The following is a 16,554-nucleotide window of genomic DNA, read 5'->3' as shown; positions in this document are numbered from 1 at the left end:
GTCGATGTAGTCCTGGACGGAGGCGATGTGCAGGCGCAGGCCGTGCCGGGCGACGGTGCGGTCGCGGTACTCCAGTACCTCGGGGAAGTTGTGTCCGGTGTCGACGTGCAGGAGGGAGAAGGGGACGGGTGCGGGGGTGAACGCCTTCAGCGCCAGATGGAGCATGACGATGGAGTCCTTGCCGCCGGAGAAGAGGATCACCGGTCGTTCGAACTCGCCCGCCACCTCGCGGAAGATGTGCACCGCCTCCGACTCCAGGGCGTCCAGATGAGAGAGGGCGACGTCGCTCACAGCAGCCCCCGCTCCGCCAGCACCGCGTACACGGTGTCCGCCGACTCCCGCGGCGTCTGGTCCCGCGTCCGCAGCACCAGCGCCGGATCGGCCGGCGGCTCGTACGGGTCGTCGACCCCGGTCAGCCCGGTCAGCTCACCCGCGGCCTGCTTGGCGTAGAGCCCCTTCACGTCCCGCTCGCCACACACCTCGACCGGGGTCGCCACATGCACCTCGATGTACGGGGTGGCACTCGCCGCGTGCCGGGCCCGGACCGCCTCGCGGCTGTCGGCGTACGGCGCGATCACGGGGACGACGCAGAGGACACCGTTGCGGGCGAGCACCTCGGAGACCAGGCCGATCCGCCGCACGTTGGTGTCGCGGTCCGCGCGGGAGAAACCCAGGCCCGCCGAGAGGAAGCGGCGGATCTCGTCGCCGTCGAGGACCTCCACCCTGCGGCCCTCCGCCTTCAGCCGGTCACCGAGCAGCCGGGCGATGGTCGTCTTGCCCGCGCTCGGCAGCCCGGTGAGCCAGACGGTGGCTCCCGCAGGTCTTGCCGTGGTGGTCATGCGCAACAGTCCTCTTCTCGTTCTGCCCCCGTCACGACCTCACGGACGGTAGGTAAGAAACTTGAGAGGAGGCACAGAGGAAGCTGAGGGTCACGTGAGGGACACGTGTTGTGTCTGAGGTCACACCCGCTGATCAGCGCGGCGGTCCCGGGGCGTTCGGGGCCACTCCCGCGAAGACCGCCCCGGCGTCCCGCAGCCGCTCGTGCAGCGCGCGGAAGACGGCCGCCGAACGGGCGCCCGGCCAGTCGGCGGGCAGCAGCCGGGCCGGCAGCCCGGGGTCGGCGTACGGCAGCCGGCGCCAGGAGTCCAGGGCCGGCAGGTAGTCGCGGTAGGCGTCCTCCGGCGGGGTGTCCGCGCGCCGCTCCCAGGTGGCCAGCACGGGCTCGTGGCGGTCGAGGAACGCCTCGTGCTCCTTGGCGACCGCGGCCAGGTCCCACCAGCGGGCCACCGCCTCGGCGGTGGGGGCGAAACCCAGGTGCTCACCGCGGAAGAAGTCGACGTACGCGTCCAGCCGCAGCCGCCCGAGGGTGTGCCGGGTCTCCTCGTAGAGGCGGGCCGGGGCGATCCACACGCCGGGGGCGGCGGCGCCGAAGCCGAGCGCGGAGAGCCGGGAGCGCAGGACGTGCCGCTTCTGCCGCTCCGACTCCGGCACGGAGAACACCGCGAGCACCCAGCCCTCGTCCTCGCGAGGATCGGTGGCGTAGATCCGCCGGTCGCCGTCGACGAGCAACTGGCTTGCCTCGTCGGAGACTTCGTATCCGGCCGCGCCCTCGGCCGTGCGCGCGGGCAGCAGCAGGCCGCGCCGCTTGAGACGCGAGACCGACGAGCGTACGGAGGGCGCGTCCACCCCGACCGCGGCGAGCAGTCTGATCAGCTCGGCGACGGGCACGGGACCCGTCGCGAAGCGACCGTACGCGCCGTAGAGCGTGACGATGAGGGAGCGCGGGGTGAGCTGGTCGGACACGTTGATCATCTTAGGTCGTCGGGGTGTGGGCCGGTATCGCCGCAGGTACCCGCGTCGGTGAGCCGGAACCGCTGGAGTTTGCCGGTCGCCGTGCGCGGCAGCGCGTCGTGGAACACGATCTCCCGGGGGCATTTGTACGGCGCCAGCTCCGAGCGGACGAAGACGGCCAGCGCCTCGGCGTCCGGCTCGGCACCCTCCTTCAGCACCACATGGGCCACCACGACCTGCCCGCGTCCCGCGTCCGGCCGGCCCACCACCGCCGCCTCCGCCACGGCCGGATGGCGCAGCAGCGCCTCCTCCACCTCGGGGCCGGCGATGTTGTACCCGGCGGAGACGATCATGTCGTCGGCGCGGGCCAGGTACCGGAAGTAGCCGTCGGGTTCGCGGACGTAGGTGTCCCCGGTGACGTTCCAGCCGCCGCGCACGTACTCCCGCTGCCGCGGGTCGGCGAGATAGCGGCAGCCGACCGGGCCGCGCACCGCGAGCAGTCCCGGCCGGCCGTCGGGCACCGGCTCGCCGTGCGGGTCCTGCACCCGGGCCTGCCACCCCGGTACCGGAAGGCCCGTGGTGCCGGGCCGGATCCGCTCGTCGGCGGCGGAGAGGAAGATGTGCAGCAGCTCGGTGGCGCCGATGCCGTTGATCAGGCCGAGCCCGGTACGCGCGTGCCAGGCCCGCCAGGTGGCGGCCGGCAGGTTCTCACCGGCGGAGACGCAGCGCCGCAGGGACGTCACGTCGTACCCGTCGAGGTCGTCGAGCATCACGCGGTACGCCGTCGGCGCGGTGAACAGCACCGACACCCGGTGCGCGGCGATCGCGGCGAGCAGGTGCCGGGGTCCGGCCCGCTCCAGCAGCAGGCTGCACGCGCCCGCCCGCATCGGGAAGATCACCAGGCCGCCCAGGCCGAAGGTGAAACCGAGCGGGGGACTGCCCGCGAACAGGTCGTCCGCGCACGGCTTCAGGATGTGCCGGGAGAAGGTGTCGGCGATCGCGGGGATGTCCCGGTGCAGGTGCACGCACCCCTTGGGGCGGCCGGTGGTGCCCGAGGTGAAGGCGATCAGCGCCACGTCGTCGGCCGCGGTGTCCACGGCCGGGTAGGGCGCGGTGGACGCCGGGCGGTTCAGCAGGTCGTCGGGGCCGGCACCGCCGTACGTCGTGATCCGCAGCCCCGGGACCCGCGCCGCGGCGAGGTCGGTGACGGCCCGGACGTCGCACAGGGCGTGCCGGACGCGGGCGATCTCGCACATCGCGCTCAGCTCGTGCGGGCGCTGCTGGGCGAGCACGGTGACGGCGACCGCGCCCGCCTTGAGCACGGCGAGCCAGCAGGCGGCCAGCCACGGGGTGGTGGGGCCGCGCAGCAGCACCCGGTTGCCGGGGACCACACCGAGGTCGCCGGTGAGCAGATGGGCCAGCCGGTCGACGCGGGCGCGCAGTTCGCCGTAGGTCCACACGGTGCCGGGGGCGGTGCGGAAGGCGGGGCGGCCGGGGTCGTCGGCGCCGTCGAGGAGTTCGGCGGCGCAGTTCAGGCGCTCCGGGTAGCGCAGTTCCGGGAGGTCGAAGCGGAGCTGGGGCCACTGGTCGGGCGGCGGCAGGTGATCGCGGGCGAACGTGTCGACGTGGGCGGTACGGGCGGTGCCACGGCGATCCATGACGGTACGCCCCCTTGTCGTCGTGGGCTCGCTTCCGGAGAATATCGGGTTGGTGACGACAGTCAACGGTGCGCGATATTGCGAGAAGTCGGGGACTGGGAGGCGGAGTCGGAGACCGGCGGGGGAGACGACGCGGGGGAGACAGGGAGACCGGTGATGTCCGCTTTCTCGCTCGAACCGGCGCAGGCGGCCTGGTGCGCCGAACTGCGCGCCCTGGCCGTCGAACGGCTCCGCCCGCTCGCCGACGCGGGCGAAGCGGGCCGGGTGAACCGCCCTCTCCTCGCCGCACTGGGCAAACTGGGCCTGCTGCCCCGGCTGTTCACCTCCGGAGCGCTCGACCTGTGCCTGATGCGGGAGTCCCTCGCCCGCACCTGCGCGGAGGCCGAGACCGCGCTGGCCCTCCAGGGACTCGGCGCCTATCCGGTGCGCGCCCACGGCACCGCGGCCCAGCGCGCCCGCTGGCTGCCCCGGGTCGCCGACGGCACCGCGGCCGCAGCCTTCGCCCTCAGCGAGCCGGGCGCCGGCTCCGACGCGGCGGCGCTGTCGCTGCGGGCGACACCGGACACGGGGGCCGGGTCGACGGGGGCCGGGGCCGGCGAGGTTCTGGACGCTCGTTCCGACGGGCGGTCGGGCTGGCGGCTCAGTGGTGAGAAGTGCTGGATCTCCAACGCCCCGGAGGCCGACTTCTACACCGTCTTCGCCCGCACCACGCCCGGCGCCGGCGCCCGCGGCGTCACCGCGTTCCTCGTCCCCGCCGACCGGCCCGGCCTCACCGGCACCCCCCTGGAGATGCTCGCGCCGCACCCCCTCGGCGCCCTCACCTTCGACGAGGTGCCGGTGAGCGCCGACGACCTGCTCGGCGAGCCGGACCGCGGCTTCCGGGTCGCCATGGGCACCCTGAACCTCTTCCGCCCGAGCGTCGGTGCCGCCGCGGTCGGCATGGCCCAGGCGGCCCTGGACGCGACCCTGGCGCACACCCGCGCCCGCGACGCCTTCGGCGGCAAGCTGTGCGACCTCCAGACCGTCGCCCACCAGGTCGCCGAGATGTCCCTGCGCACCGAGGCGGCCCGCCTGATGGTGTACGCGGCGGCGACGGCGTACGACACCGGCGCGCCGGACGTCCCGCTGCGCGCGGCGATGGCGAAACTGCTGGCCACGGAGACCGCCCAGTACGTCGTGGACCGCGCCGTCCAGCTCCATGGCGCCCGCGCCCTGCGCCGCGGCCACCTCCTCGAACACCTCTACCGCGAGGTACGCGCCCCACGGGTGTACGAGGGCGCCAGCGAGGTGCAACGGGAGATCATCGCGAAGGAGTTGTACGCGCGGCGGTCCCCGACCGTGGGGGCGGGGGAGGCCGGAGGAACATGACCGTCGAACGCGTCGACCCGCCCCGGCTCTCCCCGCCCACCGGCTTCTCCCACGCCGTCGTCGCCACCGGCAGCCGTATCGTCTTCCTGGCCGGTCAGACCGCCCTCGACGCCGACGGGGAGGTGTGCGGCGAGACGCTCCCCGAGCAGTTCGACAGGGCCCTCGCCAACCTTCTCGCGGCCCTGCGCGCGGCCGGCGGCACCCCCGCCGAGCTGGCCCGCGTCACCGTCTACACCACCGACCTCGCCGCCTACCGCGCCCACGCCCCGACGCTGGGCCGGCTGTGGCGCGCCCGCGCGGGCCGGCACTACCCGGCGATGGCCGTCGTCCAGGTCGCCCGCCTGTGGGACGAGACGGCGACGGTCGAACTGGACGGCTTCGCGGTGCTCCCATAGCCGTACCGCCGGCCGTACCGCTCCCGAGGGGACGCGCCACCGAAGGGGTGACGTGCACGCCGTCGGCCCCGTGAGCCCGGTACCAGTGGAAACCCCACACCCAGGAGGTTTCCCATGACCCTGCGTCCGGCCCTCGGCGCCGTCGCCGGCGCCACCCTGCTCCTGCTGGCCGCCGCACCCGCCGCACCCGCCGCCCCCGCCGTGCTCGGGACGGTGACGGTCGACCCCACCGGTCGTATCGCCGCGGACGGCACCGTCACCCTCACCGGCACCTATAGCTGCGTCCCCGGCGCCGGCCCGGTCTTCGTCAGCTCCTCCGTCGGCCAGGACAACGGCTCCGTCCGCCACGGCATCGGCGGCACCCGAGCCGTGTGCGACGGCCGGCAGCACCTCTGGGCCAACTCCGGCCGGCCGTCGTCCGCCACCCGCCTGAGACCCGGCCCGGCCGACGTCGAGGCCACCCTGATGGAGCTGCGTCCGCTCGGCGGCGGCCTCCCGCTGCCGAGCTTCCACGCCCGGCAGGCGGGGACCGTCGCGCTGGTCCAGGGCTGACACCGCGGCGCACGCCCCCGGCCGTCAGGCCGGGTAGGCGTGCGTCTGAGCCGCCTTCAGCGTCGCCCAGACCGTCGCCCCCGGATGCAGGCCCAGCTCGGCCGCGGCGACCGTCGTCAGATCGGCGACGAGCGGGAGTACGCCGGTGAGGTCGGCCCGGATCTGGTCGCCATGGGTCTCCAGACCGGCCACCTCGCACCGCCACAGGTTGCGCGCGCTGGAACCGCTGGGCCGGTCCCGGTGCAGGGTCACCGCACCCGGCGGGAAGGCGACGAAGACGGGCCCCGTCAGCTCCTCCGTGGTCGTGATCACCGGCCCGCCACCGTCGCCATCGCCACCGCCCCCGCCACCGTCGCCATCGCTGCCGCCGTGCCCGTCGACGCGGACCGTGTGACCCTCGGCGCGCCCCTTGTAGAGGTTGAGGCCGACCAGGTGGGCGATGTAGTCCGTACGCGGATGGCGGGCGATCTCGGCGGGAGAACCCTCCTGGACCACCCGCCCCTCCTCGACCACGACGAGCCGGTCGGCCAGCACCATCGCGTCCAGCGGATCGTGCGTGACGAGTACGGCGACCGCCTCGAACTCGGCCAGATGGCGGCGGAGCTGGGTGCGCACCTCCAGGCGGGTGCGGGCGTCGAGCGCGGCGAGGGGCTCGTCGAGCAGGAGCAGCCGGGGCCGGGTCGCCAGGGCACGGGCGAGGGCGACGCGCTGGGCCTGGCCGCCGGAGAGCCGGCGGGGCTTGGCGCCGGCGTGCGCGGCGAGCCCCATCCGCTCCAGCCAGCCCGCGGCCAGCGCGCGGGCCTCGGCCTTGGACGCGCCGTGGCAGCGCGGCCCGAACGCCACGTTGTCCAGCGCGGTGAGGTGAGGGAAGAGCAGGTAGTCCTGGAAGACGACGCCGACCGGCCGGGACTCGGGCGGCGTACGCTCCAGCCCCGTACCGTCCAGGCGGAGATGCCCGTCCGTGAGCGGGACGAGACCGGCGAGGGCGCGCAGCGCGGTGGTCTTGCCGGCGCCGTTCGGACCGAGCAGCGCCACGACGTCCCCGGGCGCGGCCGTCAGCGTCACCTCCAGCCGGAAGTTCCCGCGATCGACGACGAGCCGGGCGTCCAGGCCCTCGGGCGCGGCGGCGGACGCACCGGAGTGCGCCCGGGTGCCGCCGGGGCCGGTCATGAGGTGGTCATCCAGCGGTCGCGCAGGCCGGCCAGGACCGCGACGGACACGGCGAGCAGCACCAGGCTGAGGGCTATGGCGGCCTCGGGGTCGCTCTGCAGGGCCAGGTAGACGGCGAGCGGCATCGTCTGGGTCCGGCCGGGGAAGTTCCCCGCGAAGGTGATGGTGGCCCCGAACTCGCCGAGCGCCCGCGCCCAGGCGAGGACCGCGCCCGCGGCGACACCGGGCGCGATGAGCGGCAGGGTGACCCGGCGGAACGCGGTGAAACGGGACGCGCCCAGGGTCATGGCGGCCTCCTCGTAGCGCGGGTCGGCGGCCCGCAGCGTGCCCTCGACGCTGATGACGAGGAAGGGCATCGCGACGAACGCCTCGGCGAGGACCACCCCGGTGGTGGTGAACGGCAGCGTGACGCCGAACCACGCGTCCAGCCACTTGCCGACCACCCCGTTGCGGCCGAGCGCCATCAGCAGCGCGACGCCGCCCACCACCGGCGGCAGGACGAGCGGCAGGGTGACCAGCGCGCGGACCAGCCCGCGGCCGGGGAACTCGACCCGGGCCAGCAGCCAGGCCAGCGGCACCCCGATCACCAGGCTCACCGCGGTGGCCGAGGTGGCGCACAGCAGGGACAGCCGCAGCGCCTGCCAGACCTCGGGGCTGGTCAACTGGTCCGGCAGACTCCGCCAGGGGGTGCGGACCAGCAGCGCGAGCAGCGGCAGTACGAGGAAGGCCAGCCCCACCAGGGCGGGCACGAGCAGCGGCAGCGGTACGGCGCGGCCGGGCGCACGGGTCACGGGGCGAGGAACCCGGCCCCGGTCAGGACCTTCCGCCCCTGCTCGGAGCGGACCAGGGCGATGAACGCCTTGGCGGCCCCGGCGTTCTCCGCGTTCTTGAGCAGCGCGATCGGATAGTCGTTGACCGCGTCGGCGGACTCGGGGAAGTCCACGCCCTCGACCTTGTCGCCCGCCGCGTGCACATCGGTCTTGTAGACGACGGCCGCGTCGGCCTCCTTCAGCTCCACCTTGGTCAGCGCGGACTTGACGTCCTGCTCGTAGGAGACCGGGGTGAGCTTCAGCCCGGCGGCGTCCAGGGCCGTCCGGGCGGCGGCGCCGCAGGGCACCTCCTCGTCGCACAGCACGACCTTGAGCCCGGAGCCGGTGAGATCCTTGAGCGAGGAGATCCGGTCCGGGTTGCCCGGCAGCGTGGCGATCTCCAACTGATTGCGCACGAAGGTGACGGGCGTGCCGGACGCGTCACCCGCGTCGGTGACCGTCTTCATCGTCTTGGGACTGGCGGAGGCGAACACGTCCGCCGGTGCGCCACCGGTGATGCTCGCGGCGAGGGAGTCGCTGCCGCCGAAGCTGAACGTCACCTTCGTGCCCGGGTGCTCCTTCTCGAACTCCGCGCCCAGCGCCGTGAAGCTCTCCTTCAGCGAGGCGGCGGCGAGCACGGTCACCTCACCGGACACCCCGGCGGACGCCGACGCGGAGTCGTCCGCGCCGGACGACGAGGAGTCGTCGGAGCCGGAGCCGGAGGAGGAACAGGCGCTCAGGGCGAGCAGCGCGGCGGTCGCCGCACCGGCGGCCCGCAGCGCTTGCCGCCCGCGGTGCCCGCGGTGACCGGAAGGGGTCGTCGTCGTCACAGGTCCACTCCCTCGATGTCCGGCGATTGTCCGGCGGTTGTGCGGCGATTGTCGCGGCGACCTCGCGCACGTTCGCGAGGACCGACGCGCCGATCATAGTGCCGACCGCCGCAGATGCGAGGCAAAGTCCCCCTGTCTCATCGCACAAGCCGCTCAATCGACGTCCGAACCCGGAATGTGCCTTCGCACGAAGAGGCGCCGGGCGGGCGCCCGTCAGGCCCGGTCGACATGGACGTTCGTCGACTTCACCCGGGCGGTGGCCTCCACCCCCACCTCCAGCCCGAGTTCCTCCACGGCCTCCCGGGTCAGCAGCGACACCAGCCGGTGCGGCCCGGCCTGGATCTCCACCTGGGCCGCGACATCGCCGAGCTTGACGGCGGTGACGATGCCGGGGAAGGCGTTGCGGACAGAGGTGTACGAGGGGTCCTCCTCGCCGCCGTCGCCCTTGGCCAGCTCGACGGAGAAGGCGGCCAGATCCTTCCCGTCGATGAGACGCCGGCCGCCTTCGTCCCGATGAGTGGCCACCCGCCCGGCGTCCGCCCACCGCCGCGCGGTGTCCGGACTCACCCCGAGCAGCCGTGCCGCCTGACCGATTGTGTAGGACTGCATGGGGGTCAAGATAGGCGATCGGCGCCGGGTCGACCGCACCGCACGACCTGGTCAGGACGTGGGCGCGGGGCTCCCGGCCGCCCCGCGCCCGACCTCCCCCGGCGGGTGACCGCCTTCCTCAGCGGGTGACCGCCTCCCTCGCCTTCCTCAGCGGGTGACCGCCAGGTCGTCGAAGTGCGAGGCGGTGTAGGAGTCGAGGCCCAGACCCACCTGGCCGTGGGTGTAGGTGCCGTCGGTGACCCGGGCGACCACGCGGTTGTCGACGCGGGCGGTGATCGTGTCGCCCTTGAAACCGAGCGAGAGCCGGTGCCAGGTGTCCGTACCCGCGCCGGACCGACTGCCGCTCGCCAGGACGTGCGTCGCCTTGTCGGGCGCGACGACCTTCAGCGACCACGTACCGTCGGCCGACAGATCGAGGTGGTAGCCCTGCCAGACGTTGTTGCGGCCGGGGCCGACGTTGTTGAGCTGGTTCACGACCCGGCCGAGGAGCGAGGCCGTCCCGGTGCTGTCGGTGCTGTCGGTGCCGACGGTGCCGTAGGCGCCATTGACGAGTGTCTTGGCGGACACGGTGTAGTCGGTCCACCGGCTGTCGCCGACCAGGGTGAGCGGACTGGCGACCCTCGACCACTTGGTGGGCGGCGTCGTGACGGTCTGCCGCAGGCAGGTGCCGGTACCCCGGTCGCCGGCGGCGGACCGAGGGGCCGCGGCCGGGCAGCGGGCGGCCTGGAACGCGCCCTCCATGTCGGAGAGGTACCGGGGCGTGGCACCCGACCGGTAGCGGTCGAAGTCGTCCCGGTAGGGCAGCGCCATCGTCCGGGCGGCGGGCGCCTTCGCGGCCGCCCGGCTCTTCCCGCCGGCCATGGTGGTCAGCGTGGTGACGGTGCCCGGCTCCAGGGTCACCCGGTGGCCGCCCGCCGCGTCCGGACGGACGTCGGCGCCGCGCACGAACCAGTCGGCGGGGTCGGTCGACTCCAGCGTGGTCGACCAGCGGTGCAGCGCGCCGCGCGGAAGCCCCCCGGTGGGGGTGACGCCGACCGCCTGCGGCCCGGTCGCGCCGGTGGTCTCGAACACCGTCGTGTACTGCGGTTCCGGCCCCGGCGACCGCAGCGTCACATAGGTGCCGCCGCCGTCGAGGTAACCGCTCGCCGAGTCGACATAGCGCCAGCCGGGGCGGGTGAACTGCGCGGTCTGGGCGAGCGTCCACAGCGTCGGGCCCAGGTCGTAGTGGCCGGTCCACGGCTCGTTGGCCTGGAGCAGCCCGCTGCCCTGCATCTGCACGGTCGGATACCAGGCGTACACGGCGGGCCAGTTGATGAAGGCGGTGATGCGGGAGTCCACGTACTCGTGGTTCATCTCGGCGGCGAGCCGACTGGCTCCGGTCAGGTAGTTGTTCCAGCCCGACTCACTCGCGAAGAGCGGTTTGTCCAGGTCGAGGGCGTCCTGCGAGCTGGAACAGTGGACGGCCGAGCACGGATAGTGGATGCCGACGACGTCGGTGGCCGCGTCGAAGGCGGGGTCGTTCTTCATGTCGGTGGCCACGTCCCACCCGGCGTTGTCGGCCGCCACCACCTTCACCTCGCCGTAACCGTGGGCGACCAGCGCCTTCTTGAGCTTGCCGTACCAGGCGGCGTCCCAGCCCTTCTCGTTCCAGCCGCCGAGATAGCCGACGTCCAGTCCGTGCCGCTCGGCGCAGCCCAGCCACTTGGTCAGGTAGGTGACGTTGTCGTCGGACCAGAAGCCGCCCTCGAACCAGCCGGGCGCGCCCCATTCGAGGCCGTAGAAACGGATCCGCGGATTGCGCTTCCGGGCCTCCTCCATCAGCCACCACTCGTAGCCGCGGTCGCAGTTCACCTCGGTCCGGGTGCGCATGTGGCTCGGTTCGGCACCGTTACTGGAGTTGGTGTCCGCGCCGATCTCCACCTTCAGGATCTGCAGCGAGGCACCCGCTCCCGGCTTGAAGAGGTAGTCGAGGATCTGGGTGCGCTGCGGCTCGGGGTAGTCGACGAGCAGCCGTGAGGTGCCGCCGCCACCGCTGATGGCACCGACCCCGTCGAAGACGCGCCCGGTGCCGGCGCCGTCCACGGTGATCTCCTGTCCGGCGGTCGTCGCCGGGCCGGCGTGCGCGGCGGACGGTGCGACGGCGGCGAGGCAGGACATGAGCAGGGCGCACAGCGCCCGTGTCCACCGTCGGCCTCCGCTCCGGGCGGACGGCCCGGTCATGCGGCTGTGCGTGCGACTCGGCATACGGCTGTGCGTGCGGCTGTGCGTGCGACTCGGCATACGGCTCTGCGTACGGCTCGGCGTAGGGCTCGGCGTACGGCTCTCCATGCGGCTCTCCTTGGCGGGAGGGTTGCGGGGGGCGGGTGTCACAGCGCTACGCGGCTGCGGCCGGCGGGCACCTTCCGGCTCCGGGACCGGCCGTCCGGGGCGACCACCTCGACCCGGGCCGGTCCGTCGGCCGTGACGTCGAAGGAGGCTCCCGAGCCGCGGAGCACGAAGTCGCGGACCGCGACCCGGGCGCCGGTCGCCCGGAACACGGTCCGGCCGTCGCGAACCAGGACGGTGCGGCGCGGACCGGCCGAGACGGTGTACGTGTGCCCCCGGAGGACAACGTTGTCAACCGTGTTGGTGCCGGGCAGCGTCAGCGAACCGAACATCAGCGCCGACGGGTCGCCGTCCCAGGGGTTGTCGGAGAGCAGCTCGTGCAGCCCCTGCACGGCCATCGCGTTCGACCAGGAGTAGGTGCGCCAGGCGGTGTCGACGGCGGAGGCCATGACCCCCTGCCCCGGATCGGGGTCGAAGGACTCGGGGAACCAGCCCTCCTTGTCCCAGGCGTCGAGGTACATCGCGGTGGAGCGGGCGGCGAACCGTCCCGCGGCGTCGTCGAACCCGTACCGCTTGACGCCGTCGTACACGGTGAAGTTCATGGGCGGCCAGGCGGCTCCCAGCCACTGCTCGGGCGAGGAGTTCTCGCCGTACCGCTCGAAGTACTTGAAGTGCGCGGAGCCGGGGTGCACGGGGCCGCCGGTGCAGTACGCCGGGTCGTTGCGGGCGACGCTGGGAATGACGTACTCGCCCCAGAACTCCTCCTCGTTCAGCAGGTGTTCCTCGACCAGCACCCGGGCGCGTTCGGGCGTGGCGAGGCCGGCGAAGAGCGGGTAGAAGACGGTCGGCGTGACGGTCTCGTTCCAGGTGCCGTCGAGGTAGCGGCTCAGGTACAGGCCCTTGCCGGGGTGCCACAGCCGGTCGTTGAGCAGTCGCTTGAGCGACGCGTGCCGCGCCGCGAAGCGCTCCGCGTCGCGGCGGTGCCCCAGCACCCGGGCCATCTTCGCGAGCGTCTCGGCGAGCAGCGCGTAGTACGAGTTGAGCGCCACGTCGGTGAGGTCGGTGTTGTCCCGCGGGTCGCCGCTGCCGCCCTGCTTGGCGATGCGGTGGTAGGCGGCGTAGACCGGGCTGTCGTCCAGTCCGAGGTGGTTGCCCCGGCCGCCGATCCGGTCCCCGAAGTAGGGGCTCTCCAGCAGGCCGTCCTTGTCGGTGTCCCACTCCGGCAGCAGGTCGTGGAAGGTGACGAGCGCGGGGTACGCCTTCTCCAGCACGGTGCGGTCGCCGAGCTTGGTGTACAGCCGCCAGACGGCGTACGCGTGCATGGGCCCGGCGTTCTGCTGGTCGTAGCGCGGTCCGCGCAGCGGGATCTGGTTCGGCGGGGCGGGCGCGTCGAAGACGTCCGTCTCGTGCTGGACGGCGAGCGGGTGGCTGACGAGGGCGGCCTCGACGCAGTCGAAGGCGGAGTCCCAGCCGGTGAACAGCCCGCCCCCGCCGCCCCAGCCCCACATGACGTAGTTGCGCCGGGTCTCCTTGTCGTAGTTGGTGTTCAGGGACAGCGCGTCGCGTACGGCGTCGGCGGCCCGCCCCACCGGACCGGACCCGGTGAGGTGGTGGCCGCGCACCCGTGCCTCGGCGGCGGCGAGGGCGCGCTCGATGTCGTGCGCCTCCGGGGCACCGGCCGGCAGCGGTCTGGCCCCGACCCGGGCGGTGAACGTGATCGTCTGCCCCTTGCCGAGCCGGTGGACGAGCCCGGCGACCACGTCGCCCGGCGTCCCGGTGCCGCCGGTCACGGCCGCCGTCAGGTCGGCGACGGAGGCGTAACAGCCCGCGTCGCCGGCGGATTCGGTGGGTTCGGTGGGGGAGAGCCGGAAGTGACCGGTCCGTCCCGCGTCGAGCAGCCCGGGGGCGCCGGCGGTCACGTCCCGGCCGTCCAGGGCGACGGTCGCCTTCTCTCCCCAGGGGGTGCCGACCTCCAGGACGACGGTCGTGTCGTCGTCGAGGGCGGTGACGGCACCGACGAGCCCCGCGCCGTCCGCGGTACGGGCGTAACGGACCCGGATGGTGCGCTTCTGCTCCTGCGTCTGCGCGTACTTCTGTTCGAGCTGCGGGAGTTTGGCGGTGGCGTCGGTGACCGCGTCCCGCGACCACTGGTCCGGGTGCGCGATCACCTCGCGCAGCGCCTGGAGGTGGGCGGGCATGACCGTGCGGTCGTCGGTGCTGACCCGCACCTCCTTGTAGGCGCCGTCGGGCGTCATGGGCCCGATGCGCCACAGGTGGTTGGTCATCTTCTCCCGGATGAGCTTGCCCTGCGCGGTGAGGAGGCCGACGCGGAGCGCGAACCGGGACTCGCCGTCGCCGACGAACAGGGCGCCGGTCCAGTCCTGCTCCCGCACGCCGGGCATGGCGAACGGCCGCTTCAGCGTGGGGTAGGGGAGGGTTGCCGGCCCCGGCGTGGAGGCCGGGGCCGCCGCCGCGGGGGAGGCGGAGGCGGCCGTGGCGGCGAGGCCGAGCGCTGCCGAGCCGGTGATGCCGGTGGCGCCGACGCCGGCGAGGAAGGTGCGTCTGTGCAGAGGGTGGTCCGTCACGTGGTGGGCCCTTCTTCACGGAGCGATGGGTGGGGGTGCGGGCGCGCTGACCGTGCGGGGTGCGGCTGGGGCTGCGGGTGCGGGTACGCGTCGTTCCGGCCTTCACCTCCTCGCGTCCACCACACTCACCGTGCGTTCGGCATATCGAACAACAATCGGTATACCGGTCATGCGGCCAGATGTGAGTATGGACGACCCGTCCGGGCTGTCAAGACTTGTGGATCAAACCCGGCTTGCGACGCAGGCCCCGGGGCCCGCGCCGACGAAACTCCTGGATCATCCCGTCTCACTTATTGACGGTCCAAAAGGTGCTCCCTAGCCTCCTCGTGTGTCCCGAGCCTCCTCGTGTGTCCCGGAGAGAGGGAGTCCGCATGGCAGCACCGATCAGTCGTCGCACCGTCCTGGCCGTCGGCGCGGGCGCTGCCGCCGGTCTGTCCGTGCCCGGCACCACCGCGCACGCCGACGGCCACGCGACCACCCGGGTGAGATTCACCCTGAACGCGCGGGTGCTCGACGGCGGTGAGCAGATCACCTCGCTCACCCTCCACACCGCCCGGCTCGGCCCGATCGACCCGGCCGGCCTGACCACCGGCACCTTCAGCGTGCACGCCAGAGCCACCAGCCCCGTCCCCGTCGCCGAGGGCGACGTCATCTTCGGCGAGTACGACCTCGACCGCACGGTGACCGCCGTCCGGCTCGACCACCGCGGCGACATCGTGCTCGACCTGAGCCACGGCGAGGGCGTGACCGGCGGCGGCACCCTCGGTTACCTGGCGGGCAGGGGCCGCAACGTGCGGCTCGACCTCGTCTACACCCTCACCCAGAACACCCCGCTCACCTCACGGAAACGCCACCCGGTCACCGTCACCGACTTCGTGCGGAACCGTCGGGTCTCGAACCCCGAGGTCGACGCGTTCAGCTCCCACGTCTCCGGTTCGGGAATGAAGTACCGGCTGTACTCGCCCACCGGCCCCCACTCCTCGCGCTCCGCGCGGCGGGGCAGGCACCCGCTGATCGTCTGGCTGCACGGCGGCGGGGAGGGCGCCTCGCTGCCCGACGACTACTACGACAACGAGACCACGCTGCGGGCCAACCGCGGCGCCCTGGGCTTCGCCACCCCCGAGGCGCAGCGCATCTTCGGCGGCGCCTACGTCCTGGTCCCGCAGAGCACCTCCGCCTGGATGCAGGACGGCCCGCGCTTCGCCCCCCTCATCCACGAGATCATCGGCGACGTGGTGCGCGGGAACCGCGTCGACCGTGACCGGATCTACGTTGCCGGGTGCAGCAACGGCGGCTACATGAGCATGAAGATGACCAGTGTCTACCCCAGCCTGTTCGCCGCTTCCGTGCCGATCTGCGGCGTCGTCACCTCCTTCCCGTCCGGCGGCGCGCCCCTGCTCCCCGACGCCGAACTGGCGAAGATCAGCACCCCGACCTGGCTCGTCGCCTCCCGCGACGACCCCACCGTGGACCCGCGGGCCAACACCGCCCACGCGCACGACCTCATTCCCGGCTCGCTGATGACGCTCTACGACCACGTCACCTGGAACGGGTACCGGTTCAACGGCCACTGGTCGTGGATCTACGTCGCCCGCAACGACCCCGGCAGCAACGGCACGCACATCTGGCAGTGGATGGCCGCCCAGCAGCGGCACTGACGCCGGACCCGGTGCCGCCGCATCCGTCGCGTCAGATGTCCCGGAAGAGACCAGTCAGCGCGGTGACCTGCGGCGATGCGGGGGATTCGGTCGCTGACCTGGAAGAATGGTCTTTCAGACTGTTTCACGCTCGTGCCAGTTGATGAAGCCGAAAGTCCCAGAAAAGTCCCAGAGCGCTCCCACGGCTGACCGAGGCTTTTTCGGCTTCACTCGACGTAGGGCAGTGCGGCGGGCCGGGGCTGTGCGCTGGAGGTCGGCCTTTGTTCCTCCGTGGCGATGGGCAGCTCACCTCCGCTCGTGCGGAAAGCACGTCTGCTGGCCTACCTGGGCGTGTCGGTTCAGCTTCACCACGTTGGCGGGGGAGGGCACCCTCGCCTCCGGCGCCCGGCTTCCTGCGGACGGATCACCCCCACGTCGGCGGGGAGGACGGCACCCCGGCAAAGGGCACGGTGACCGGGCACGGATCACCCCCACGTCGGCGGGGAGGACGGCACCCCGGCAAAGGGCACGGTGACCGGGCACGGATCACCCCCACGTCGGCGGGGAGGACGCGGACCGGGGACACAGTCGAGATCGACGGTCGGGATCACCCCCACGTCGGCGGGGAGGACTGGGTTCACGCGGAGTTCGTCAAGCGGTTCGGCGGATCACCCCCACGTCGGCGGGGAGGACCCGTCGCACATGAGGGCCCTGCGTCAGAGCGACGGATCACCCCCACGTCGGCGGGGAGGACTCCGTCCCAGAGGTTCTGGAAGTCGCGAAGTACGGATCACCCCCACGTCGGCGGGGAGGACCGGACGGCCC

At 73.0% G+C, this 16,554-nt stretch carries 14 protein-coding genes and 1 CRISPR repeat array; of the genes, 4 read left to right on the top strand and 10 right to left on the bottom strand.

Annotated features, from left to right (window positions below; all coding sequences use genetic code 11):
• From ABEB00_RS31180 to ABEB00_RS31165, 4 genes are all read right to left on the bottom strand, one after another.
• A partial coding sequence (locus ABEB00_RS31180; protein WP_345624017.1) for a phosphoadenosine phosphosulfate reductase domain-containing protein occupies positions 1 to 291 on the bottom strand: 291 nt, incomplete at its 3' end.
• Entirely contained in the window at positions 288 to 839 is a 552-nt protein-coding gene (cysC, locus tag ABEB00_RS31175) for an adenylyl-sulfate kinase (RefSeq protein ID WP_345624016.1), read from the bottom strand. The genes ABEB00_RS31180 and cysC, both read right to left, overlap by 4 nt.
• A 133-nt stretch (positions 840 to 972) precedes the next feature.
• On the bottom strand, positions 973 to 1,812 hold the full coding sequence (locus tag ABEB00_RS31170) for a PaaX family transcriptional regulator (protein ID WP_345624015.1): 840 nt from the start codon (positions 1,810 to 1,812) through the stop codon (positions 973 to 975).
• The gene (locus tag ABEB00_RS31165; protein WP_345624014.1) at positions 1,809 to 3,449 is read right to left on the bottom strand and encodes an AMP-binding protein; all 1,641 of its coding nucleotides are present in this window, start codon (positions 3,447 to 3,449) and stop codon (positions 1,809 to 1,811) included. Before ABEB00_RS31165 ends, ABEB00_RS31170 begins: the two co-directional genes overlap by 4 nt.
• Positions 3,450 to 3,605: 156 nt before the next feature.
• Between ABEB00_RS31165 and ABEB00_RS31160 the strand changes: the two genes are divergently transcribed.
• The 3 genes from ABEB00_RS31160 (at position 3,606) to ABEB00_RS31150 (ending at position 5,764) form a co-directional block, all read left to right on the top strand.
• Positions 3,606 to 4,817 carry an acyl-CoA dehydrogenase family protein gene (locus tag ABEB00_RS31160; RefSeq protein ID WP_345624013.1) on the top strand — a complete coding sequence of 404 codons (1,212 nt, stop codon included), beginning with the start codon at positions 3,606 to 3,608 and terminating at the stop codon, positions 4,815 to 4,817.
• Positions 4,814 to 5,212, top strand: coding sequence for a RidA family protein (locus ABEB00_RS31155; protein WP_345624011.1), 399 nt, complete (start codon positions 4,814 to 4,816; stop codon positions 5,210 to 5,212). The genes ABEB00_RS31160 and ABEB00_RS31155 overlap by 4 nt, the downstream gene beginning before the upstream one ends.
• Before the next feature lie 114 nt (positions 5,213 to 5,326).
• Positions 5,327 to 5,764, top strand: coding sequence for a DUF6299 family protein (locus ABEB00_RS31150; protein ID WP_345624010.1), 438 nt, complete (start codon positions 5,327 to 5,329; stop codon positions 5,762 to 5,764).
• A gap of 24 nt (positions 5,765 to 5,788) precedes the next feature.
• Here the strand turns inward: ABEB00_RS31150 and ABEB00_RS31145 are convergent, their stop codons facing one another.
• The 6 genes from ABEB00_RS31145 to ABEB00_RS31120 form a co-directional block, all read right to left on the bottom strand.
• Complete coding sequence (locus ABEB00_RS31145) at positions 5,789 to 6,934, bottom strand: ABC transporter ATP-binding protein (RefSeq protein ID WP_345624009.1); 1,146 nt, start codon at positions 6,932 to 6,934, stop codon at positions 5,789 to 5,791.
• On the bottom strand, positions 6,931 to 7,725 hold the full coding sequence (modB, locus tag ABEB00_RS31140) for a molybdate ABC transporter permease subunit (RefSeq protein WP_345624008.1): 795 nt from the start codon (positions 7,723 to 7,725) through the stop codon (positions 6,931 to 6,933). The genes ABEB00_RS31145 and modB overlap by 4 nt, the downstream gene beginning before the upstream one ends.
• Positions 7,722 to 8,522: a molybdate ABC transporter substrate-binding protein gene (gene modA / locus ABEB00_RS31135; protein WP_425586600.1), complete on the bottom strand. Its 801-nt coding sequence runs from the start codon at positions 8,520 to 8,522 to the stop codon at positions 7,722 to 7,724. Before modA ends, modB begins: the two co-directional genes overlap by 4 nt.
• Before the next feature lie 264 nt (positions 8,523 to 8,786).
• A complete protein-coding gene (locus tag ABEB00_RS31130; protein WP_345624006.1) occupies positions 8,787 to 9,182 on the bottom strand; it encodes a TOBE domain-containing protein in 396 nt (131 codons plus the stop codon).
• 147 nt (positions 9,183 to 9,329) lie between these two features.
• A complete protein-coding gene (locus ABEB00_RS31125) occupies positions 9,330 to 11,402 on the bottom strand; it encodes a glycoside hydrolase family 30 protein (protein ID WP_345624005.1) in 2,073 nt (690 codons plus the stop codon).
• A gap of 146 nt (positions 11,403 to 11,548) precedes the next feature.
• Positions 11,549 to 14,092, bottom strand: coding sequence for an MGH1-like glycoside hydrolase domain-containing protein (locus ABEB00_RS31120; protein ID WP_345624004.1), 2,544 nt, complete (start codon positions 14,090 to 14,092; stop codon positions 11,549 to 11,551).
• 371 nt (positions 14,093 to 14,463) lie between these two features.
• On the opposite strand from ABEB00_RS31120, the gene ABEB00_RS31115 reads away from it, so the two are divergent.
• The gene (locus ABEB00_RS31115) at positions 14,464 to 15,750 is read left to right on the top strand and encodes a prolyl oligopeptidase family serine peptidase (protein ID WP_345624003.1); all 1,287 of its coding nucleotides are present in this window, start codon (positions 14,464 to 14,466) and stop codon (positions 15,748 to 15,750) included.
• 400 nt (positions 15,751 to 16,150) lie between these two features.
• A CRISPR array of direct repeats spans positions 16,151 to 16,544; the repeat unit is 28 nt; unit sequence GGATCACCCCCACGTCGGCGGGGAGGAC.
• Positions 16,545 to 16,554: the final 10 nt, after the last annotated feature.

Origin of the sequence: Streptomyces ziwulingensis (genome assembly GCF_039542605.1) — a bacterium.
Classification (GTDB): Bacteria; Actinomycetota; Actinomycetes; order Streptomycetales; family Streptomycetaceae; genus Streptomyces; species Streptomyces ziwulingensis.
Note: the sequence above shows the minus strand (reverse complement) of the source record. Positions and strands in the feature narration are given on the sequence as shown.